Origin of the sequence: Pseudoxanthomonas winnipegensis (genome assembly GCF_030322905.1) — a bacterium.
GTDB lineage: Bacteria > Pseudomonadota > Gammaproteobacteria > Xanthomonadales > Xanthomonadaceae > Pseudoxanthomonas_A > Pseudoxanthomonas_A winnipegensis.
This window is the reverse complement of sequence record NZ_CP095475.1, coordinates 2,468,414-2,488,942: the sequence shown is the minus strand read 5'-3', so window position 1 is coordinate 2,488,942 and position 20,529 is coordinate 2,468,414. Positions and strand designations below refer to the sequence as shown.

The 20,529-nt window shown below is 69.3% G+C and carries 19 protein-coding genes and 1 pseudogene; 18 read left to right on the top strand and 2 right to left on the bottom strand.

The window, feature by feature from the left end; translation table 11 throughout:
• Positions 1-68: 68 nt before the first annotated feature.
• The 15 genes from MWN52_RS11100 (at position 69) to MWN52_RS11030 (ending at position 15,957) form a co-directional block, all read left to right on the top strand.
• Positions 69-572: a hypothetical protein gene (locus tag MWN52_RS11100; RefSeq protein WP_228257898.1), complete on the top strand. Its 504-nt coding sequence runs from the start codon at positions 69-71 to the stop codon at positions 570-572.
• Between the two features lie 278 nt (positions 573-850).
• Positions 851-1,876, top strand: a complete 1,026-nt coding sequence (locus MWN52_RS11095; protein ID WP_130517927.1) for an N-acetylornithine carbamoyltransferase — start codon at positions 851-853, stop codon at positions 1,874-1,876.
• 72 nt (positions 1,877-1,948) lie between these two features.
• Complete coding sequence (locus tag MWN52_RS11090; RefSeq protein WP_286574694.1) at positions 1,949-3,190, top strand: argininosuccinate synthase; 1,242 nt, start codon at positions 1,949-1,951, stop codon at positions 3,188-3,190.
• A gap of 76 nt (positions 3,191-3,266) precedes the next feature.
• Positions 3,267-3,605, top strand: coding sequence for a nuclear transport factor 2 family protein (locus tag MWN52_RS11085; protein WP_286574693.1), 339 nt, complete (start codon positions 3,267-3,269; stop codon positions 3,603-3,605).
• A 77-nt stretch (positions 3,606-3,682) separates the two neighbouring features.
• A complete protein-coding gene (locus MWN52_RS11080) occupies positions 3,683-4,144 on the top strand; it encodes a GNAT family N-acetyltransferase (RefSeq protein ID WP_130523050.1) in 462 nt (153 codons plus the stop codon).
• Between the two features lie 68 nt (positions 4,145-4,212).
• Entirely contained in the window at positions 4,213-5,307 is a 1,095-nt protein-coding gene (locus tag MWN52_RS11075) for an acetylornithine deacetylase (protein ID WP_130522762.1), read from the top strand.
• Between the two features lie 99 nt (positions 5,308-5,406).
• On the top strand, positions 5,407-6,672 hold the full coding sequence (locus MWN52_RS11070) for an acetylglutamate kinase (protein ID WP_286577722.1): 1,266 nt from the start codon (positions 5,407-5,409) through the stop codon (positions 6,670-6,672).
• Between the two features lie 5 nt (positions 6,673-6,677).
• A complete protein-coding gene (locus tag MWN52_RS11065) occupies positions 6,678-7,283 on the top strand; it encodes a GNAT family N-acetyltransferase (protein ID WP_286574692.1) in 606 nt (201 codons plus the stop codon).
• A complete protein-coding gene (gene argC / locus MWN52_RS11060; RefSeq protein WP_286574691.1) occupies positions 7,280-8,233 on the top strand; it encodes an N-acetyl-gamma-glutamyl-phosphate reductase in 954 nt (317 codons plus the stop codon). Before MWN52_RS11065 ends, argC begins: the two co-directional genes overlap by 4 nt.
• A gap of 142 nt (positions 8,234-8,375) precedes the next feature.
• Entirely contained in the window at positions 8,376-9,674 is a 1,299-nt protein-coding gene (gene argH, locus MWN52_RS11055) for an argininosuccinate lyase (RefSeq protein ID WP_286574690.1), read from the top strand.
• A 174-nt stretch (positions 9,675-9,848) separates the two neighbouring features.
• Positions 9,849-10,106, top strand: a complete 258-nt coding sequence (locus tag MWN52_RS11050; RefSeq protein ID WP_286574689.1) for a YciI family protein — start codon at positions 9,849-9,851, stop codon at positions 10,104-10,106.
• Positions 10,107-10,307: 201 nt separating this feature from the next.
• Entirely contained in the window at positions 10,308-11,465 is a 1,158-nt protein-coding gene (gene proB, locus MWN52_RS11045) for a glutamate 5-kinase (protein ID WP_286574688.1), read from the top strand.
• Between the two features lie 181 nt (positions 11,466-11,646).
• Complete coding sequence (locus MWN52_RS11040; RefSeq protein WP_286574687.1) at positions 11,647-12,912, top strand: glutamate-5-semialdehyde dehydrogenase; 1,266 nt, start codon at positions 11,647-11,649, stop codon at positions 12,910-12,912.
• Positions 12,913-12,947: 35 nt separating this feature from the next.
• Entirely contained in the window at positions 12,948-13,919 is a 972-nt protein-coding gene (locus tag MWN52_RS11035; protein WP_286574686.1) for an alpha/beta hydrolase, read from the top strand.
• Positions 13,920-14,082: 163 nt separating this feature from the next.
• Positions 14,083-15,957 carry a CocE/NonD family hydrolase gene (locus MWN52_RS11030; protein ID WP_425608123.1) on the top strand — a complete coding sequence of 625 codons (1,875 nt, stop codon included), beginning with the start codon at positions 14,083-14,085 and terminating at the stop codon, positions 15,955-15,957.
• A 68-nt stretch (positions 15,958-16,025) separates the two neighbouring features.
• Here MWN52_RS11030 and MWN52_RS11025 read toward each other — a convergent pair whose 3' ends face one another.
• Positions 16,026-16,601 (bottom strand): energy transducer TonB, encoded by a 576-nt coding sequence (locus tag MWN52_RS11025; RefSeq protein WP_286574684.1) that lies wholly within the window; start codon positions 16,599-16,601, stop codon positions 16,026-16,028.
• Positions 16,602-16,742: 141 nt separating this feature from the next.
• A pseudogene (locus MWN52_RS11020) lies at positions 16,743-17,419 on the bottom strand (energy transducer TonB).
• Between the two features lie 136 nt (positions 17,420-17,555).
• Between MWN52_RS11020 and serS the strand changes: the two are divergent.
• The 3 genes from serS to MWN52_RS11005 all read left to right on the top strand — a co-directional run bounded on the left by serS (position 17,556) and on the right by MWN52_RS11005 (position 20,433).
• On the top strand, positions 17,556-18,836 hold the full coding sequence (gene serS, locus MWN52_RS11015; protein WP_286574682.1) for a serine--tRNA ligase: 1,281 nt from the start codon (positions 17,556-17,558) through the stop codon (positions 18,834-18,836).
• 216 nt (positions 18,837-19,052) lie between these two features.
• Positions 19,053-19,292 carry a hypothetical protein gene (locus tag MWN52_RS11010; protein WP_286574681.1) on the top strand — a complete coding sequence of 80 codons (240 nt, stop codon included), beginning with the start codon at positions 19,053-19,055 and terminating at the stop codon, positions 19,290-19,292.
• A 169-nt stretch (positions 19,293-19,461) separates the two neighbouring features.
• Positions 19,462-20,433, top strand: a complete 972-nt coding sequence (locus MWN52_RS11005; RefSeq protein WP_165394514.1) for a LysR substrate-binding domain-containing protein — start codon at positions 19,462-19,464, stop codon at positions 20,431-20,433.
• Positions 20,434-20,529: the final 96 nt, after the last annotated feature.

Here is a 20,529-nt window from a genome sequence, read left to right as displayed (position 1 = left end):
ATTCAGCGTGGGTGTGGGACCGCTGCCTACACTGTGGAGTCGTTGCTCGCTCATCTCCCCCGCGCTGCATGCCTCCAGCTTCCCGTGCCCTCCTGATCGCGTGCCTGTCCGTATGCCTCCCGGTGGCCGCGCAGCAGGTCGCTGTCGTGCCGGTGGAGAACGTGCGCATCGACTACGCCCAGGTCCTGTCGGTCGAACCGGTCTACCAGACCCTGCGCGCCACCCGCAGCGAGCCGCAGTGCGACCCGCCGGCGGCCGGCGAGGCCGACGACGCGCCCAAGGCGGAGGGGCGCATCGCGCGCCTGGTCGATTCGGTCAAGGGGGTCTTCAGCAGCGACGAGAAGAACGCCAAGCCCGAGGAGGCTCCCGCCAAGCCGCCGACCACCGGGCAGAACTGCCGCATGGTCACCGTCGAGCGCGAGTTCCGGCGGCCGATCGCCTACGACGTGGACTACGTCTACAAGGGCACCAAGTACCGCTCGCGCCTGCCCGAGGATCCGGGCAACCGGCTGCGCATCCGTGTCTCGGTCACGCCGTATGCGCCGGGCCAGCAGCGCGCCGGCAATCCTTGAGTGCCGCGGCGGCCTTGCGCCGCAGCATGGCGCGTGCGAGGATGCGCGCCCGATGAAGACCTCTTCGCACCTGTACGCAAGCGCCGCCCGGATGGCCTCGGGCATGACTTCGCGTGCTCGCCGACCGGAATCCGCACACTAGCTGGGTCCCCGGAGGTCTTGTCCTGCACACCGGAAAAACCCAGCCCCCAGGCTGGGTTTTTTCGTTTTTCCATGACGCCAAGGTTTCAACCGCAACCGCGCGCCCCGCGCCCCGACCTCTCGCAAAGGATGACCCGATGCCGCTGAAGCACTTCTTGAACACGCAGGACTGGAGCCGTCCGGAGCTGGACGCCCTGCTGACCCAGGCCGCGCTGTTCAAACGCAACAAGCTGGGCAACGAGCTGAAGGGCAAGTCGGTGGCGCTGGTGTTCTTCAACCCGTCGATGCGCACGCGCACCAGCTTCGAGCTGGGCACCTTCCAGCTGGGCGGCCATGCCGTGGTGCTGCAGCCGGGCAAGGACGCGTGGCCGATCGAGTTCGACTTCGGCAAGGTGATGGACGGCGAGGCCGAGGAGCACATCGCCGAGGTGGCCCAGGTGCTGGGCCGCTATGCCGACCTGGTGGCCGTGCGCGCGTTCCCGAAGTTCGTCGACTGGGCCACCGACCGCGAGGACCGGGTGCTGAAGAGCTTCGCCAAGTACAGCCCGGTGCCGGTGATCAACATGGAGACCATCACCCATCCGTGCCAGGAGCTGGCGCACATCATGGCGCTGCAGGAGCACTTCGGCACCAGCGACCTGCGCGGCAAGAAGTACGTGCTGACCTGGACCTACCACCCCAAGCCGCTCAACACCGCGGTGGCCAACTCGGCCCTGACCATCGCCACGCGCATGGGCATGGACGTGACCCTGCTGTGCCCGACGCCCGAGTACGTCCTGGACCGGCGCTACATGGGCTGGGCCGAGGCCAACGTCGCCGAGAGCGGCGGCTCGCTGCAGGTCAGCCACGACATCGAAAGCGCCTATGCCGGCGCCGATGTGGTCTACGCCAAGAGCTGGGGCGCGCTGCCGTACTTCGGCAACTGGGGCCCGGAGAAGCCGATCCGCGATGCGTACAAGCACTTCATCGTGGACGAGGCCAAGATGGCCTTGACCAACAATGGCGTGTTCTCGCACTGCCTGCCGCTGCGCCGCAACGTCAAGGCCACCGACGCGGTCATGGACTCGCCCCAGTGCATCGCCATCAACGAGGCCGAGAACCGGCTGCATGTGCAGAAGGCGATCATGGCCGCCCTGGTGGGCCAGGGCAGCCGGGATTCGTGATTCGGGATTGGGGATTCGCACAGCCGCACCCCGCTTCCGCTCCTACTTAGTCAACCGCAGAGAGACACCCCCATGTCGCAGCAAACCGCTCCCACGAATCCCGACTCCCCAATCCCAAATTCCGGCACTAAGGACATCGTCCTCGCCTTCTCCGGCGGCCTGGACACCAGCTTCTGCATTCCCTATCTGCAGGAGAAGGGCTATGCCGTGCACACCGTGTTCGCCGATACCGGCGGCGTGGATGCGCAGGAGCGCGATTTCATCGAGAAGCGCGCCGCCGAGCTGGGCGCGGCCAGCCACGTCACCGTCGATGGCGGCCCGGCGATCTGGAACGGCTTCGTCAAGCCCTTCATCTGGGCCGGCGAGGGCTACCAGGGCCAGTACCCGCTGCTGGTCTCCGACCGCTACCTGATCGTCGATGCCGCGCTCAAGCGCGCCGCCGAGCTGGGCACCAAGGCGATCGCGCACGGCTGCACCGGCATGGGCAACGATCAGGTGCGTTTCGACCTGGCGGTCAAGGCGCTGGGCGATTACGAGATCGTCGCCCCGATCCGCGAGATCCAGAAGGAGCACACCCAGACCCGCGCCTACGAGCAGAAGTATCTGGAGGAGCGCGGCTTCGGCGTGCGCGCCAAGCAGCAGGCCTACACCATCAACGAGAACCTGCTCGGCCTGACCATGTCCGGCGGCGAGATCGATCGCTGGGAGGCCCCGGGCGAAGGCGCGCGCGGCTGGTGCGCGCCGCGCGCCGAGTGGCCGCAGGCGCCGCTGTCGGTGACCCTGACCTTCGTCGAAGGCGAGGCCGTTGCGCTGGATGGCGAGAAGCTAGCCGGCGAGAAGATCCTGGCCAAGCTCAACAAGCTCTTCGCCCCCTACGGCGTGGGCCGCGGCGTGTACACCGGCGACACCGTGATCGGCCTGAAGGGCCGCATCGTGTTCGAGGCGCCGGGCCTGGTGTCGTTGCTGGCCGCGCATCGTGCGCTGGAGGATGCCGTGCTGACCAAGCAGCAGAACCGCTTCAAGCCGGAAGTGGCGCGCAAGTGGGTCGAGCTGGTGTACGAAGGCTTCTACCACGACCCGCTCAAGACCGACATCGAGGCTTTCCTGAAGTCCTCGCAAGCCAAGGTCAACGGCGAGGTGGTGTTGCGCACCGACGGCGGCCGGGTCGAGGCCGTGGCGGTCAAGTCGCCGCACATCCTCAACGCCAAGGGCGCGACCTATGCGCAGTCGGCCGACTGGGGCGTGGAGGAGGCCGAAGGCTTCATCAAGCTGTTCGGCATGAGCTCGACGCTGTACGCGCAGGTCAACCCCTGAGTCGCGCCGCGGGTGGCCGTGCCTTGGCCCGGTCATTCGTGGAGGATCGTCCACATTCCACCTGGACCCTACCGCCATGTCCGCCGTGATCGATCCGGTCGTGCGGCAGTTCGAAGCCTACAACCGCCACGACCTGACCGCCTTCCTTGCCTGCTTCGCCGAGGACTTCACGTCCTACCGGATGCCGGCCGTGTCGCCCGCGCTGCAGGGCAAGGACGCGCTCGCCGCGTTCTATGCCGAACATCGCTTCAACAACCCGGCCTTGCGGGCGGAGCTGCTGTCGCGAACGGTGCTGGGCCGGATGGTGTTCGATCACGAGCGGATCCACGGACTCGGTGCGCAGGCGCAGGAGACCATGGCGGTGTTCGAGGTCGAGGACCGCCTGATCCGTACGGCCTGGTTCTACGCCGCGTGAGCGGCGCCGGCCTGATCCCCACGCGTGTGGCAGCCGAGTCCATGCGCCCGATGCGTTCCATGAAGGATCCCGACACCATGCAGTCCCCATTGCGCATCAGCACCGACAAGCAGGAACTGGACGTGGCGCTGATCCACCGCTTCCTCTCGTCCGAGGCCTATTGGAGCCGGGACATCCCGCGCGACACCGTGCAGCGCGCCATCGACGGGTCGCTGTGCTTCGGCGGCTATGTGGACGGGGCAGGGCAGGTGGCGTTCGCGCGGGTCATCACCGACGGTGCCACCTTCGCCTACCTGGCCGATGTGTTCGTGCTGGAAGACCAGCGCGGCAAGGGCTACAGCAAGCAGCTGATGCAGGCCGTCATGGCCCATCCGCGGCTGCAGGACCTGCGCCGCTTCATGCTGGCCACCTGGGATGCGCACGGCCTGTACGCGCAGTTCGGCTTCCAGCCGGCCGCCCGGCCGGACCGGCTGATGGAGAAGCTGGACATGGAGCTCTACAGCCGCAACGCCGCGCAGCTCGCCGCACCCTCGCCTTGAGCCGAAGGGCAGGGCCGCGCGGCCCCGCTCACTCCTCACTTCTCGTTCCATCACTTACCGCCTGCCCCATGACGACCCTGCTCGAAAACACGCTGACGCATCTGGAGAAGCTGGTGTCCTTCGACACCCGCAACCCGCCGCGTGCGCTGACCACCGGTGGCATCTTCGACTACCTGCGCCAGCAGCTGCCGGGCTTCAAGGTCGAGGTGATCGATCACGGCGCCGGCGCGATCAGCTTCTACGCCGTGCGCGGGACGCCGAAGTACCTGTTCAACGTGCATCTGGACACGGTGCCGGATTCGCCGCACTGGAGCGCCGATCCGCACGTGATGCGGCGTCAGTCCGATCGCGTGATCGGTCTGGGCGTGTGCGACATCAAGGGCGCGGCCGCCGCGCTGGTCGCCGCGGCCAATGCCGGCGACGGCGACGCGGCCTTCCTGTTCTCCTCCGACGAGGAGGCCAACGACCCGCGCTGCATCGCCGCGTTCCTGGCCCGCCAGCTGCCCTACGAGGCGGTGCTGGTCGCCGAGCCGACCATGGGCGAGGCGGTGCTGGCCCATCGCGGCATCAGCTCGGTGCTGATGAAGTTCAGCGGCCGCGCCGGCCATGCCTCGGGCAAGCAGGATCCCTCGGCCAGCGCGCTGCACCAGGCCATGCGCTGGGGCGGCAGGGCGCTGGACCATGTCGAGTCGCTGGCCCACGCCCGCTTCGGCGGGCTGACCGGTCTGCGCTTCAACATCGGCCGGGTCGAGGGCGGCATCAAGGCCAACATGATCGCGCCGAGCGCCGAGCTGCGCTTCGGCTTCCGGCCGCTGCCCTCGATGGACATCGACGACCTGCTGGCCACCTTCGCCGGCTTCGCCGAGCCGGCCGCGGCGCACTTCGAGGAAACCTTCCGCGGCCCGAGCCTGCCTTCCGGCGATATCGCCCGCGCGGAGGAACGTCGCCTGGCCGCACGCGATGTCGCCGACGAACTCGGCCTGCCGATCGGCAACGCGGTGGACTTCTGGACCGAGGCCTCGCTGTTCTCCGCCGGCGGCTACACCGCGCTGGTCTTCGGGCCGGGCGACATCGCCCAGGCGCACACCGCCGACGAGTTCGTGACGCTGGAGCAGCTCGAGCGCTACGTGCAATCCGTCGATCGCATCATCAACGGCCGCTAAAGCCGCGTCTTATCCCTCCTTCCCAGACTTGCGCACACCGTGAACATCCCCGTCGCCAACGCCCAGACCCGCCAGACCATCGTGCGCCTGCTCTCCAGCATGGCCAGCGCGAAGGAGATCAGCCAGTACCTCAAGCGCTTCTCGCAGCTGGATGCCAAGCGCTTCGCGGTGGTGAAGGTCGGCGGCGCCGTCCTGCGCGACGAGCTGGACGACCTGACCTCCTCGCTGACCTTCCTGCAGGAGGTCGGCCTGACCCCGATCGTGCTGCACGGCGCCGGCCCGCAGCTGGACGCCGAGCTGGCCGCCGCCGGCATCGAGAAGCACACCATCAACGGCCTGCGCGTGACCTCGCCGCAAGGCCTGGCGATCGTGCGCCGCGTGTTCCAGGCCTCCAACCTCAAGCTGGTCGAGGCGCTGCAGGCGGCCGGCGCGCGGGCGACCTCCATCACCGGCGGCGTGTTCGAGGCCGATTACCTGGACCAGGCCACCTATGGCCTGGTAGGCGAGGTCAAGGCGGTGAACCTGGCGCCCATCGAGGCCAGCCTGCAGGCCGGCTCGATCCCGGTGATCACCAGCCTGGGCGAGACCCCGTCGGGCCAGATCCTCAACATCAACGCCGACTTCGCCGCCAACGAGCTGGTGCGCGAGCTGCAGCCATACAAGATCATCTTCCTCACCGGCACCGGCGGGCTGCTGGACGAGCAGGGCAAGGTGATCGATTCGATCAACCTGTCCACCGAGTACGACCACCTGATCCAGCAGCCGTGGATCCACGGCGGCATGAAGGTCAAGATCGAGCAGATCAAGGACCTGCTGGACAAGCTGCCGCTGGAGTCCTCGGTGTCGATCACCCGGCCGGCGGACCTGGCCAAGGAGCTGTTCACCCACAAGGGCTCTGGCACCCTGGTGCGCCGCGGCGAGCGTGTGCTCAAGGCCACCGGCTGGGACGAACTGGACCTGCCGCGGCTGACCGGGCTGATCGAGTCCAGCTTCGGCCGCAAGCTGGTGCCCGACTACTACCGGAACACGCCGCTGCTGCGCGCCTACGTCAGCGAGAACTACCGCACCGCCATCCTGCTCACCGAAGGCGAGGGCATGGTCTACCTGGACAAGTTCGCCGTGTCCGACGATGCGCAGGGCGAGGGCCTGGGTCGCGCGGTGTGGAACGTGATGCGCGAGGAGACCCCGCAGCTGTTCTGGCGCTCGCGCCACAACAACCAGGTCAACATCTTCTACTACGCCGAGTCCGACGGCTGCTTCAAGCAGGAGAAGTGGAAGGTGTTCTGGTACGGCATGGACGACTTCGCCCAGATCCAGCGCTGCGTGGCCCACTGCGCCACACGCCGGCCGACACTGGAGGGCTGAGGACGATGCAGGCCGCAGCCAACCACTGGCGGACCGTGCCGACCCTGCGCGGCGAACACGTCGCGCTGGAGCCGCTGTCGGGCGCGCATGCCGAGGGCCTGCGCGCGATCGTGGCCGACGGGGTGCTGCCGGCGCTGTGGTACACCGGCGTGCCCAAGGTCGAGGCGGTGGACAGCTATATCGCCGACGCGCTGGAGCAGCAGGCGCGCGGGGCGATGCTGTGCTTCGTCGTGCTGGACGCCCAGGGCAAGGTCGCCGGCAGCACGCGCTTCTACGATCTGGAGCCGGGCGTGCCGCGGCTGAGCATCGGCTACACCTGGTATGCGCCGCGCGCGCAGCGCACCGGCCTGAACACGCAGGCCAAGCAACTGCTGCTGGGGCATGCGTTCGAGGTGCTGGGCTGTGCCTCGGTGGTGTTCGAGACCAGCTGGTTCAACCATGCCTCGCGCGCGGCCATCGCGCGACTGGGCGCGCGCCAGGACGGCGTGCTGCGCAACCACAAGCGCCATGCCGACGGCACGCTGCGCGATACGGTGATCTTCTCCATCCTCGACCGCGAATGGCCCGCGGTCAGGGCTCATCTGCAGTTCCAGCTGGACAAACACGCATGACTTCCCCTGTTTTCACCGTCGGCATCGTCGGCGCCCGCGGCCACACCGGCACCGAGCTGATCAAGCTGATCGCCGCCCATCCGCAGCTGCGCCTGGTCTTCGTGTCCTCGCGCGAGCTGGACGGCCAGCCGGTGCGCGAGCACAACGCCGCCTACGCCGGTGAGCTGCGCTTCGAGAACCTGGACGCCGGCGCGGTCGCCGCCAAGGGCGCCGACGCGGTGATCCTGGCGCTGCCCAACGGCAAGGCGCAGGCCTATGCCGACGCGGTCGCCGCCGCGCGCCCCGAGACGGTGCTGGTCGACCTGTCGGCCGACTACCGCTTCGAGCCGAGCTGGTATTACGGCCTGCCCGAGCTGACCCGCGACGCCTACGCCGGGCAGAAGCACATCAGCAATCCGGGCTGCTACGCCACCGCGATGCAGCTGGCGATCGCGCCGCTGCTGGACCAGCTGGCCGGCCCGCCGCAGTGCTTCGGCGTGTCCGGTTACTCCGGCGCCGGCACCACACCGTCGGACAAGAACAACCCGGCGCTGCTGGCCGACAACCTGATGCCGTATTCGCTGACCGACCACATGCACGAGCGCGAGGTGTCTGCGCATCTGGGCGTGCCGGTGGAGTTCATGCCGCATGTGGCGCCGCACTTCCGCGGCATCACCATGACGGTCAACCTGTGGCTGCAGCAGCCGATGACACGGGAGGCGATCAAGGCCCGCTACCAGGCGCGCTACGCCCGCGAGCCGCTGATCGAAGTGGTCGACGACGCGCCCTGGGTCAGCCGCATCGCGGGCCGGCATGGCGTGCAGATCGGCGGCTTCACCCTGGCGCCGGGCGGCAAGCGCGTGGTGGTGGTGTCCACCCTGGACAACCTGCTCAAGGGCGCGGCCACCCAGGCGATGCAGAACCTCAACCTGGCGCTTGGCCTGCCCGAACTCACCGCGATCCCGCACTGAGACCGCATTGTTTGTAGAGCGGAGCTTGCTCCGCTGCTTATCCCGGTGAAGCCCCAGCGGAGCGAGCTCCGCTCTACAAGGGGCCAAGCGCTAAAACCCAATCAAGGTCGGTTTGACCGCCGCCTTCGCAGGAGCAAGACCGATGACAGACCTGTTGTGGCAGAAACCCGGCGTTGCCGTCGATGCCAAGATCCAGACCTTCCTGGCCGGCGACGACGTCATCCTGGACCGCGAATTCTTTCTTCACGACATCGCCGCCAGCACCGCGCATGCCGAGGGCCTGCAGCATATCGGCATCCTGTCCGAAGACGAGCTGGCCGGCCTGAGGCGCGAGCTGGCGGTCCTGGCCGACGATTTCCGCAGCGGCGCCTTCGTGCTGGATGCGCAGTACGAGGACGGGCACTCGGCCATCGAGGCGCGCCTGACCGAGCGCCTGGGCGATGCCGGCCGCCGCATCCACACCGGCCGCAGCCGCAACGACCAGATCCTGGTCGCCACGCGCCTGTGGCTGAAGGACAAGCTCGGCGCGCTGGCGCAGCTGAGCCGGCAGATCGCCGGCGTCGCTTTGGAGCGCGCGCAGGCCGAACAAAGCCTGCCGATCCCCGGCTATACCCATATCCAGCGCGCCGTGGTGTCCTCGGCCGGCATGTGGTGGGCGGGCTGGGCCGAGGCCTTCATCGACGATGCGGTGCGCGCGGCCGATACGCTGAAGCTGATCGACGCCAACCCGCTGGGCACCGCCGCCGGCTATGGTGTCAACCTGCCGCTGGATCGCGCCCATACCACCGCCGCGCTGGGCTTCGCCCGCCTGCAGGTCTCGCCGATCTACGCGCAGCTCTCGCGCGGCAAGTTCGAGCTGGCCGCGCTGGAGGCCCTGGGCAGCGCCACGCTGGACCTGCGCCGCATCGCCTGGGACCTGTCGCTGTTCACCAGCGGCGAGTTCGGCTTCGTCGCGCTGCCGGCGCAGTACACCACCGGCAGCTCGATCATGCCCAACAAGCGCAACCCGGACGTGATCGAGCTGATGCGCGCCACCCACGCCAGCGTCGCCGCGGCCCGCACCGAGATCGAGCAGCTGCTGTCGCTGCCGTCGGGCTACCACCGCGACCTGCAGGCCTCCAAGGGCGCGATCTTCCACGGCTTCGGCCGCGGCCTGGCCGCGCTGGAGCTGCTGCCGGCGCTGCTGGCCAATCTGGAATGGCGCGAGGACCGCATCCGCGCCGCGATCGATTCGGGCATGTACGCCACCGACGTGGCGGTGGAAGCCGCCGTGGCCGGCGTGCCGTTCCGCGAGGCCTACAAGGCCACCGCGGCCAGCGCCGACACGGCCGGGCAGGGCCGCACGCCCGAAGGCAGCCTGGCCGCGCGCGTCTCGCCCGGCGCGGCGGCGGACCTGCAGCTGGAGGTGCTGCGCCAGCGCTGGGAGGCGCTGCGCGTTTGAGGGGCCGCCGCCTTTCCTGAAGAGGAGGGCGGCGTTTGGTGGTCGCGACACGATCCGGCGATTGGATCGCGTTCCGATCACGAAGGGCGTCATCCCCGCGCAGGCGGGCATCCAGTGGCTTGCGCAGCGCACCCATCGCGCTCGGCCACGCAACGACAAGCAGGAGATGCATCGATGAAGCTGTATCTGGTGATGGCCATCCGCAAGGCCGACTTTCCCGCCGACGTGGTCGGCCCGCACAAGGACTGGCTGATCAATCTGAAGGTCGAAGGGCAGCTGCATATGGCCGGCGGCTTTACCGACGGCAGCGGCGGCGCCTACATCCTGAAGAACCTCGACAGCCTGGAGCAGGCCAAGGCCCTGGTCGCGACCGATCCGCTGGCGCTGCGCGACGCGTCCGAGTTGACCGTGTACGAGTGGAATACGCCCTAGCGCTTGCGATGGACCGTGGGATGCGAGCAGCCACCAAAATCCGTCATTCTCGCGAAAGCGGGAACCCAAGAACGTTGGTCCCCGCTCGCCAAGCCCCTGGATTCCCGCCTTCGCGGGAATGACGATAGGGCGGGTGCCGCCGGCTTCGCACTCATCGCACGATCCACCACGCGCTCCAGCCCCTTCCATCCCCAAACCCCCATGAACGACGCCGCCACGACCACCGCCACCGCGTTCACCGAGCAGCTGCTGCCGCCGTGGCGTCGCGCGGTGCTCAAGGTGGGCAGCAGCCTGCTGGCCGCCGATGGGGGGGGCCTGTCGCCGAAGTTCGCGCTGGGGCTGGCGCAGTTCGTCTCGGCCAACGTGCTGGACGGACGCGAGGTGGTGATCGTGTCCTCCGGCGCGGTTGCCGCAGGGCGCGCGATCGTGCCGAAGGCGGCCGAGGCCGGGGCCGGCATCGCCGCGCGCCAGGCGCTGGCCGCGCTGGGCCAGGCGCAGCTGATCGGGCTGTGGCAGCGCTTCTTCGAGCGGCCGGTGGCGCAGGTGCTGCTGACCCATGATGACCTGCGCAACCGCCGCCGCTACCTCAATGCCCGCGCCACGCTGCTGGAGCTGCTGGCGCTGGGCACGCTGCCGGTGGTGAACGAGAACGACACCGTCTCCATCGACGAGCTCAAGCTCGGCGACAACGACAACCTGGCCGCGGTGGTGGCCGCGCTGGTCGATGCCGACGCCCTGTTCATCGCCACCGACATCGATGGCCTGTACACCGCCGACCCGCGCAGCAACCCGGCCGCACGCCCGTTGGACGAAGTCACCGCGCTGACGCCGGAGGTGTTCGCCATGGCCGGGGGCAGCGGCAGCAGCGTCGGCACCGGCGGCATGCGCACCAAGCTGGAAGCGGCGGCCAAGGCCGGCGCGGCCGGCGTGGAGACCTACCTGTTCAACGGCCGCAGCGCCGAGGTCGTGCGCGGGCTGGCGCAGGACCGCCTGCGCGGCACGCGCCTGCATGCGGCGCAGACGCGCATCGCCGCGCGCAAGGGCTGGCTGCGGCACGCCCCGGTCGAACCCGGCGCGATCCTGGTCGATGCCGGCGCGGCCGGCGCCCTGGTCGAACGCGGCGCCTCGCTGCTGCCCGGCGGCGTGATCGGCGCCGAGGGCGACTTCCGCCGTGGCGACATGGTCGAGGTGCAGCTGCGCGGCGAGGACGGCCAGCGCCGGCTGGCGCGCGGCATCGCCCAGTACTCGGCCGCCGACATCCGCCGCATTGCCCGCCGGCACTCGCGCGACATCGAGGCCGTGCTGGGGTATAGCTATGGCGAGAACGTGATCCACCGCGACGACCTGGTGCTGCTGTGACCCCTGTTTGTTGTCTCTTCCGCTCGCATCGTGGCCTCCCTGTAGAGCGGAGCTTGCTCCGCTGCTCTTCGTTCGGTTCGTGGGGAATGCCCCAGCGGAGCAAGCTCCGCTCTACAGGGGGAGGCGCACGTCCAATGGTGGCTTCCACCGGAACCCTCTTCATTCGAGTTGAGTCCCTGCCATGACCGACGACATCAAGACCCAGGCGCTGGCCTGCCGCGACGCCGCCCAGGTGCTGGCGCAGCTGTCCAGCGCGGACAAGGCCGCGCTGCTGGAGGCCATGGCCCAGGGCCTGCTGGACCACGCGCCGGAGATCCTGGAGGCCAACGCCAAGGACCTCGACGCGGCGCGCGCCAAGGGGGTCGGCAGCGCCATGCTCGACCGGCTCACGCTCAACGCCGAGCGCATCGCCGGCATCGCCGCCGCGGTGCGCGAGGTGGCCGCGCTGCCCGATCCGGTCGGCCAGGTCACCCGCACCGACACGCGTCCCAACGGCATCCGCGTCAGCAAGGTGCGCGTGCCGCTGGGCGTGATCGCGATGATCTACGAGGCCCGCCCCAACGTCACCGCCGACGCGGCCGCGCTGTGCATCAAGGCCGGCAACGGCGTGATCCTGCGCGGCGGCTCGGAGGCCATCCACTCCAACACCGCCATCGCCACCGTGCTGCAGGCCGCGCTGGAGGCCGCGCACGTGCCGGCCGCCGCGCTGACCCTGGTCACCGACCTGCGCCGCGAGACCATGCTGGCGCTGCTGCAGCTGAGCGACATCGTCGACCTGGCCATTCCGCGCGGCGGCGAGGGCCTGATCCGCTTCGTCGCCGAGCACGCGCGCGTGCCGGTGATCAAGCACTACAAGGGCGTGTGCCATCTGTTCGTGGACGACAGCGCGGACCTGGACCTGGCGCTGAAGCTGCTGGTGGACGGCAAGGTCTCGCGCCCCAGCGCCTGCAATGCGCTGGAGACCCTGCTGGTCCATCGCGACATCGCCGACGCCTTCCTGCCCGCCGCGGCCAAGGCGCTGCTCGCGCGCGGCGTGGAGCTGCGCGGCGACGAGGCCACGCGCATCCTGGTCGCCGAGGCCAAGCCGGCCTCGGACGAGGACTACGCCGCCGAATTCCTCGACCTGGTGCTGGCCGTGCGCGTGGTCGACGGGCTGGAGCCGGCCATCGCCCATATCCGCCACTACGGCTCGGACCATACCGAGGTCATCGCCACCGGCGATGAGGCGCATGCGACCGCCTTCGTGGCGGCGCTGCGCGCGGCGGTGGTGATGGTCAATGCGTCCTCGCGCTTCTCCGACGGCGGCGAGCTGGGCCTGGGCGCCGAGATCGGCATCTCGACTACGCGCCTGCATTCCTACGGCCCGATGGGGCTGGAAGCGCTGACCGTGGAGCGCTTCGTGGTGCAGGGCGAAGGGCAGACGCGGGTCCCGATCGCGATCGATTGACCCGACGAAGCGCGATGGCCGACCGAGCAACGATCATGCGCCGATCGCGCTGGACCTTGGCTTTGCTGTGTCTGCTCTGCGGTTGTGAAGACCACGGGGCCCGCCAGACCACGAAGCCGGCCGTGTCCGAGCAGGGAAGTGCGTCGGCGCGCGCCACGCCGCAGGCGGTCGCGCCCACCGATCCACGCTGGCAGCGTGGACAGGGGCTTCCCTATGAATTGCTGGGCACCCAGGTCTGGGATGTGCCCGATCCGGTATCGGGCCGCGATTACCAGGTCTTCGTTTCCCTGCCGGCGAGCTATGACGACCGGCCGCAACGCGAGTACCCGGTGCTGTACGTGACCGATGCCGATTACGCATTTCCGGTCGCCCGCCAGATCGCGCGCCGGTTGAACGGCGAAGGGGCGCGGGTCCAGGACTTCATCCTGGTGGGGCTGTCCTACGCCAGGGGCGAAACCGGCATGAGCAGCCGGCGGCGCGACTACACCCCGACGCCGGCGGGTTCGCCAGGCGCACCGCCCGAGGCGGTCCATGGTGGGGCAGAGGCCTACATCGCCTATGTCCGGGATCAGGTGTTCGGCTTCATCGAGGGCCGCTACCGGGCGGCTTCGGATCGCCGCATCTTCCTGGGTCACTCCTACGGCGGCCTGCTGGGGACGCAGATCATGCTGACCGAGCCGACGATGTTTTCCGCCTACATCCTCGGTAGTCCTTCCTACTGGTACGACCAGCACGCCATGGCCAAGCTGGAAAAGGCCTATGCAAGGCAGCACGACGACCTCCCCGCGAAGGTCTACATGTACGTGGGGCAGTACGAGCAGGTGCGCTACGGCAAGCAGTACGACATGGTCACCGACGCGCGCGCCCTGACCGCCGCGCTGTCCTCGCATGGATACCGCTCGCTCGGCTTGAAGCTGGAAGTGCTCGATGACGAGGATCATCTGAGCATCGCCCCGCGCGGCATGACCCACGGTCTGCTGCAGATACTGGCAGCCGATCCGCCTTGAGCCCGCGTGCGGCGTGTGGCCCCTGGGCTGCACGTCGCTGCTCTATGCCATCAGTCACGGTGCCTTGTGGGTCGGCGCGCCCATAGACTGTCCGTTCAGTCACCCCGCCTGGAGCCCCACGATGCGCATCGCCGCGTTGCGTCCGACCCTGCTGTCCCTGCTCATGGCCGCCGCGCTGCCCGCGCTGGCCCAGACCTCGCCCATGACGCCGGACATCACCGGCAAGCCCTTCGTCGCACCGGACGCGGCCAACGACTACATCAAGCGCGTCGTGGAAATCCCCATGCGCGACGGGGTCAAGCTGCACACCGTCATCGTCATCCCCAAGGGCGCGCACAACGCGCCGATGCTGCTGACGCGCACGCCGTACAACGCCGATGGCCGCACCTCGCGTCTGGATTCGCCGCATATGCGCGATCTGCTGGGGCAGGGCGACGAGGTGTTCGTCGATGCCGGCTACATCCGCGTGATTCAGGACGTGCGCGGCAAGTACGGCTCGGAAGGCGACTACGTGATGACCCGGCCGCTGCGCGGCCCGCTCAACGACACGGCCGTGGATCACGCCACCGACGCCTGGGACACCATCGACTGGCTGGTCAAGAACGTGCACGAGTCCAACGGCAAGGTCGGCATGCTCGGCTCGTCCTACGAGGGCTTCACCGTGGTCATGGCGCTGACCAACCCGCATCCGGCGCTGAAGGTGGCCAACCCGATGAGCCCGATGGTCGATGGCTGGATGGGCGACGACTGGTTCAGCTATGGCGCGTTCCGCCAGGTCAACTTCGACTACTTCACCGGCCAGCTGAGCAAGCGCGGCAAGGGCAGCGCGATCGCGCGCGAGGGCTTCGACGACTACAGCAACTTCCTGCGCGCCGGCTCGGCCGGCGACTACGCCAAGGCCGCCGGCCTGGACCAGCTGCCGTGGTGGCACAAGCTGACCGAGCACCCGGCCTACGACGCCTTCTGGCAGGAACAGGCGCTGGACAAGGTCATGGCCAAGACCCCGATCAAGGTGCCGACCATGTGGCTGCAGGGCCTGTGGGACCAGGAGGACATGTGGGGCGCCAACCACAGCTACGAGGCGATGGAGGCGCGCGACACCGGCAACGACAAGAACTACCTGGTGATGGGCCCGTGGCGCCACAGCCAGGTCAACTACGACGGCAGCAGCCTGGGCGCGCTGCAGTGGGATGGCGACACCGCGCTGCAGTTCCGCCGCGACGTGCTGCTGCCGTTCTTCAACCAGTACCTCAAGGACGGCGCGCCCAAGGCCGACACCCCGCCGGTGCTGATCTACGACACCGGCGCCAACCACTGGGACCGCTACAAGGCCTGGCCGCAGGTGTGCGACAAGGGCTGCAAGGCCAAGCCCAAGGCGCTGTACCTGCTGGCCGGCGGCAAGCTGGGCTTCCAAGCGCCTGCCGCGGAGGGCGCACAGTACGACGAGTACGTGTCCGACCCGGCCAAGCCGGTGCCGTTCGTGCCGCGCCCGGTGGACTTCTCCGATCGCCAGATGTGGACCACCTGGCTGGTGCAGGACCAGCGCTTCGTCGATGGCCGACCGGACGTGCTGACCTATGTCTCCGAGCCGCTGACCGAGCCGCTGACCATCGCCGGCCGCCCGCAGGTCAACCTGCAGGCCTCCACCAGCGGCAGCGACAGCGACTGGGTGGTCAAGCTGATCGACGTGCAGCCCGACGAGGTGGCCTCCAACCCGAAGATGGGCGGCTACGAGCTGCCGGTGGGTCTGACCATCTTCCGCGGCCGCTATCGCGAGAGCTTCGAGCATCCCAAGGCGATCACGCCCAACCAGGCGCTGGCCTACGACTTCGACCTGCCCAACGCCAATCACACCTTCGGCAAGGGCCACCGGATCATGGTGCAGGTGCAGTCCACGCTGTTCCCGCTGTACGACCGCAACCCGCAGACCTTCGTGGACAACATCTTCTTCGCCAAGCCGGGCGACTACCAGAAGGCCACCCAGCGCGTGTGGCATACGCCGCAGCAGCCGAGCTTCATCAGCCTGCCGGTGAAGTAAGGCGCACGAAAAACCCGCAGGCGGCGAGCGCCTGCGGGTCCGGGTTGAAGCGCTGATGCAGGCTTGCCTTACTGCGGCGAGAACTCCACCGGCACGCGCACCAGCTGGGCCACGGCCTTGCCATCGCGCATGGCCGGGCTGAAGCGCCAGTCGCTGGCGGCCTTCAGCGCGGCGCGGTCCAGGTCGCGGTTGCCGCTGCGCTGGGCGATGGTGATCTGCGAGGGCTCGCCACGCGCGTCGACCTGCACGTTGAGCAGGACCGTGCCGCCCTCACCGGCGCGCAGCGCCGACGGCGGATACTTCGGCTGCGCATTGCTGGCCAGCAGGGCCGGGGCGCGATCCGGCGCGACCTTCCTGGCCGGCGCGGTGCGGGTGGACTCGCTGCGCTTGGCGACCACCGGCTGATTCGGACGATCGGCCGCCGTGGAGTCGGCGGTCGGCTGCGTGGCAGGCACCGTGCCGTCGGTCGGCGCGGCCATCTCGGCGCGGCGATCGCCGCTCAGCCACCATGCGCCCGCGGCCAGCATGACCAGCAGCAGCAACCACAGCAGCGGGCGCGCCCCAGGGCGCTGCCCATCCGGCCGCGCGTCGGCGTGTGCGTCGCTCTGGGCCTGGGCATTGAATTCGGTCTGGGTCTGCGACATGTCAGGACTCCTTGCTAGGCGCCGTTGGCGGCGCGTAGGGGAGTGTCTGCAGCCATTCGTTGCTCACACGTGAGAGGCCGGTAAAGGCCGGCCATGCTGCACCTGCACGGTTCAGCGATGCGAAACGCGTGTGGTGGGCGCTCAGCGCTCCAGGTTGAACTCCACGGGAATGTCCACTGCGCCTGCCACCGGCTGGCCATCGTCGATGGCCGGCTGGAACTTCCACTTGCGCACCGCCTCCATCGCCGCGCGGTCCAGATCGCGCGAGCCGCTGCGCCGGATCAGCGCCACGCCGCCGGGATTGCCCTGCGCATCGACCTGGATGCGCACCATCACCGTGCCGGTCTCGCCCTTGCGCAGCGCGGACGGCGGATAGGTGGGCGGCGGGCTCTGGCCATCGATCGGCAGGGGCGTGGCGCGGTTCTGCGGCGGCGCGGCGGCGGCCGGCGCGGAGGCGACGGGCGGGGCGGTCTCGCCGCTGGAATGGGCGGGGGCGTCCTCCACGACTGGCGCCGGGAACGCGCTGGCGCCGCTGGTGCCCGCGTCGGCCTGCGCCTGCGCGTCGGCCGAGGGCGCCTGCATGCCGCTGGCGCCCTGGTTGGCGGCCGCCGGCTCGGGCAGCGGCGCGGTGGCCGCCTCGGTGCCGCTCTGGTCGGCCGGCTGGACAGAATAGAAGCTCTCGTCGCCCCGGTTGGACAGCCACACGATGCCGAACAGCAGCAGCCCGGCCACGAACGCCCCCAGGGCGATCCACAGCGCCTTGTGCGGCAGGCGGAAGGTGAAGGCACGATCGCGGGAGGTGGACATGGTGCGGGCAGGGCGTGAGGAGCAGGCCGCGATTCTTGCACAGGCCGGCCGCGCGCTCCCGACTGCGCGCTGGCTGGCGGCGGGCGTGGCGCTGTGGAAAAGGCGATAATCCACGCCTTTCCCGCTCACCGCCGCACGACCGCCACGATGCTCGATCCCGCACTGCTCCGCACCCAGCCCGCCGAACTCGCCCAACGCCTGCGCCTCACGCGCGGCTTCGACTTGGACGTGTCCGCGCTGGAATCCCTGGAGGCGCGCCGCAAGCAGCTGCAGGTGCGCACGCAGGAGCTGCAGAACCTGCGCAACACCCGCTCCAAGGCGATCGGCCAGGCCAAGGCCAAGGGCGAGGACGTCGCCCCGCTGATGGCCGAGGTCGCCGGCTTCGGCGAGGAGCTCAAGGCCTCCGAGGTCGAACTGGACCAGCTGCGCGCGCAGATCGAGGCCATCGCCTTGGGCATCCCCAACCTGCCGCAGGCCAGCGTGCCGCCGGGCAGTGACGAGTCGGGCAATGTCGAGCAGCATCGCTGGGGCACGCCGCGCGCGTTCGACTTCGCGGTCAAGGACCATGTGGAGCTGGGCGCGCGCAACGGCTGGCTCGATGGCGACACCGCGGCCAAGCTCTCCGGCGCGCGCTTCACCGTACTGCGCGGGCCGATCGCGCGCCTGCACCGGGCGCTGGCGCAGTTCATGCTGGACCTGCACACCGGCGCGCACGGCTACCAGGAGACCAATGTCCCGGTGATCGTCAACGCCGAGAGCCTGATCGGCACCGGCCAGCTGCCCAAGTTTGAGGAAGACATGTTCGCCACCCAGCTGGGCGAGCACCGTCGCTATCTGATCTCCACCGCCGAGATCTCGCTGACCAACATCGTGCGCGACAGCATCGTCGAGGACGCCGCGCTGCCGATGCGCATGACCGCCCATTCGCTGTGCTTCCGCTCCGAGGCCGGCAGCGGCGGGCGCGACGTGCGCGGCATGATCCGCCAGCACCAGTTCGAGAAGGTCGAGCTGGTCGCCATCGCGCGCCCGCAGGACAGCGACGAGGAACACGAGCGCATGACCCGCTGCGCCGAGGTGGTGCTGGAGAGCCTGGGCCTGCCGTACCGGCGCATGCTGCTGTGCTCGGGCGACATGGGCTTCTCGGCGTCAAAGACCTACGACCTGGAAGTGTGGCTGCCCTCGCAGGACACCTACCGCGAGATCTCCTCGGTTTCCAACTGCGAGGCCTTCCAGGCGCGCCGCATGCAGGCGCGCTGGCGTAACCCGGCCACCGGCAAGCCGGAGAGCGTGCACACGCTCAACGGCTCGGGCGTGGCCATCGGCCGCTGCCTGATCGCGGTGATGGAGAACTACCAGAACGCCGACGGCAGCATCGACGTGCCGCAGGCCCTGCGCCCGTACATGGGCGGCCTGGAACGCATCGCCTGAGCCCACGGCGGCGGCCATGTCCGCGTGCGCGCTGTCATGTGCGGCCGCGCGCCAAGCTGTGTCAGCGCCGCCACGTGTGAACCTCCGGCAAGCGCCCGCCGCGCGCGGGCTTGCCTGACATTTCCGACAGGATTATCAAGCGCGGGCGTCCTCGGCCGCGCTCGATCCGAGCGCCTCGCCGCCGGCGCATTCGTCCTCAATCGGAAGGTCATTGTCATGAACACCAATCAGCTGCTGCAGATCGCGACCCTCGGCGCCGCCCTGGCGCTGGGCACCACCGCCTTCGCCAAGACCCACACCGGCACCGCGCAGACCCATCACTGCAAGCTGGCCGACGGCAGCACCGACACCAGCAAGACCCACAAGCAGTGCACCGCGGCCAAGGGCACCTGGGCCAAGGACGCCGCCGCGCCCGCCGCCGCCCCGGCACCCGCGCCCACCAGCACCAGCAACTGACGCCAGCTGGAGGCCACGCGTCGCGCTTGGCGGGCGCGTGGCCCTGGGGCAGGGGCCGATTGGCCCACCGACGGGGCGGAGAATCCCACCCCATTTGGTCCGTTTTCGTTGCATGGGCAAACATGCGGGTGTTAAATACCCTGAATCGTTCCAGATTCGGGATGGCGCCATGCAGGACCTCAACGACCTCTACTACTTCGCCATGGTCGTCGACCACGGCGGTTTCGCCGCCGCCGAGCGCGCGCTCGGCATCCCCAAGTCGCGTCTGAGCCGGCGCATCAGCCAGCTGGAGACCGACATGGGCGTGCGCCTGCTGCAGCGCTCCACGCGCCGCTTCGCGGTCACCGACGTGGGCATGAGCGTGCACCGCCACGCCCAGACCATGCTGGCCGAGGCCCAGGCCGCCCGCGAGGTGGTCGACCGCCTCTCGGCCGAGCCGCGCGGCGTGGTCCGCGTCAGCGTGCCGGTGGCGGTGGCGCAGATGCAGCTGCCCAAGATCCTGCCGGCCTTCCTGGACAAGTACCCCAAGGTGCGCCTGCAGCTGCACGTCAACAACCGCCGCGTGGACATCATCAACGAGGGCTACGACGTGGCCCTGCGCGTGCGCGCCAAGCTCGACGACGACGGCAGCCTGGTGATGCGCAGCTTCGGCCAGATCCAGGAACTGCTGGTGGCCAGCCCCAAGTACCTGCAGCGAGCCGGCCGCCCGCAGGCGCCGGAAGACCTGGCCCAGCACGTGACCATGTCGATGAGCGAGGACGAGGCGCGCCAGCGCTGGGAGCTGCACGGCCCCAACGGCGAGGTGCGCAAGATCGAGCTGCAGCCGCGCCTGGCCGGCTTCGACTTCCCGCTGCTCAAGGCGCTGGCCAAGGACGGCTACGGCATCACCATGCTGCCCGAGACCGTCTGCGCCGACGCGGTGCGCAGCGGCGAGCTGGAAGTGGTGCTGCCGGAATGGTCGCTGCCGCAGGGCATCTGCCACGCGGTGTTCGCCTCGCGCCGCGGCCTGCTGCCGGCCGTGCGCGTGTTCATCGACTACCTGGCCGAACACCTGCCGCAGCAGATCGAGGAATCGCGCCTGGACTGCGGCGGCAAGTGCACCGAGCGCCTGGTCGAACTGGGCCTGCGCAAGGCTTCCTGACCCGCACGCCGCGCGCGGCTACACCTGCGCCCGCGCCCCATGCGAGAATGCGACGCCCGGCCACCACGCCGGGCGTTCTGCTGTCGGGCCAGGCCC

What these genes read in the sequence shown, in the direction of transcription:
- MWN52_RS11100 (WP_228257898.1), top strand. Translation starts at nt 69, where the DNA reads ATGCCTCCAGCTTCCCGTGCCCTCCTGATCGCGTGCCTGTCCGTATGC.
- MWN52_RS11095 (WP_130517927.1), top strand. Translation starts at nt 851, where the DNA reads ATGCCGCTGAAGCACTTCTTGAACACGCAGGACTGGAGCCGTCCGGAG.
- MWN52_RS11090 (WP_286574694.1), top strand. Translation starts at nt 1,949, where the DNA reads ATGTCGCAGCAAACCGCTCCCACGAATCCCGACTCCCCAATCCCAAAT.
- MWN52_RS11085 (WP_286574693.1), top strand. Translation starts at nt 3,267, where the DNA reads ATGTCCGCCGTGATCGATCCGGTCGTGCGGCAGTTCGAAGCCTACAAC.
- MWN52_RS11080 (WP_130523050.1), top strand. Translation starts at nt 3,683, where the DNA reads ATGCAGTCCCCATTGCGCATCAGCACCGACAAGCAGGAACTGGACGTG.
- MWN52_RS11075 (WP_130522762.1), top strand. Translation starts at nt 4,213, where the DNA reads ATGACGACCCTGCTCGAAAACACGCTGACGCATCTGGAGAAGCTGGTG.
- MWN52_RS11070 (WP_286577722.1), top strand. Translation starts at nt 5,407, where the DNA reads ATGGCCAGCGCGAAGGAGATCAGCCAGTACCTCAAGCGCTTCTCGCAG.
- MWN52_RS11065 (WP_286574692.1), top strand. Translation starts at nt 6,678, where the DNA reads ATGCAGGCCGCAGCCAACCACTGGCGGACCGTGCCGACCCTGCGCGGC.
- argC (WP_286574691.1), top strand. Translation starts at nt 7,280, where the DNA reads ATGACTTCCCCTGTTTTCACCGTCGGCATCGTCGGCGCCCGCGGCCAC.
- argH (WP_286574690.1), top strand. Translation starts at nt 8,376, where the DNA reads ATGACAGACCTGTTGTGGCAGAAACCCGGCGTTGCCGTCGATGCCAAG.
- MWN52_RS11050 (WP_286574689.1), top strand. Translation starts at nt 9,849, where the DNA reads ATGAAGCTGTATCTGGTGATGGCCATCCGCAAGGCCGACTTTCCCGCC.
- proB (WP_286574688.1), top strand. Translation starts at nt 10,308, where the DNA reads ATGAACGACGCCGCCACGACCACCGCCACCGCGTTCACCGAGCAGCTG.
- MWN52_RS11040 (WP_286574687.1), top strand. Translation starts at nt 11,647, where the DNA reads ATGACCGACGACATCAAGACCCAGGCGCTGGCCTGCCGCGACGCCGCC.
- MWN52_RS11035 (WP_286574686.1), top strand. Translation starts at nt 12,948, where the DNA reads ATGCGCCGATCGCGCTGGACCTTGGCTTTGCTGTGTCTGCTCTGCGGT.
- MWN52_RS11030 (WP_425608123.1), top strand. Translation starts at nt 14,083, where the DNA reads ATGGCCGCCGCGCTGCCCGCGCTGGCCCAGACCTCGCCCATGACGCCG.
- MWN52_RS11025 (WP_286574684.1), bottom strand. Translation starts at nt 16,601, where the DNA reads ATGTCGCAGACCCAGACCGAATTCAATGCCCAGGCCCAGAGCGACGCA.
- serS (WP_286574682.1), top strand. Translation starts at nt 17,556, where the DNA reads ATGCTCGATCCCGCACTGCTCCGCACCCAGCCCGCCGAACTCGCCCAA.
- MWN52_RS11010 (WP_286574681.1), top strand. Translation starts at nt 19,053, where the DNA reads ATGAACACCAATCAGCTGCTGCAGATCGCGACCCTCGGCGCCGCCCTG.
- MWN52_RS11005 (WP_165394514.1), top strand. Translation starts at nt 19,462, where the DNA reads ATGCAGGACCTCAACGACCTCTACTACTTCGCCATGGTCGTCGACCAC.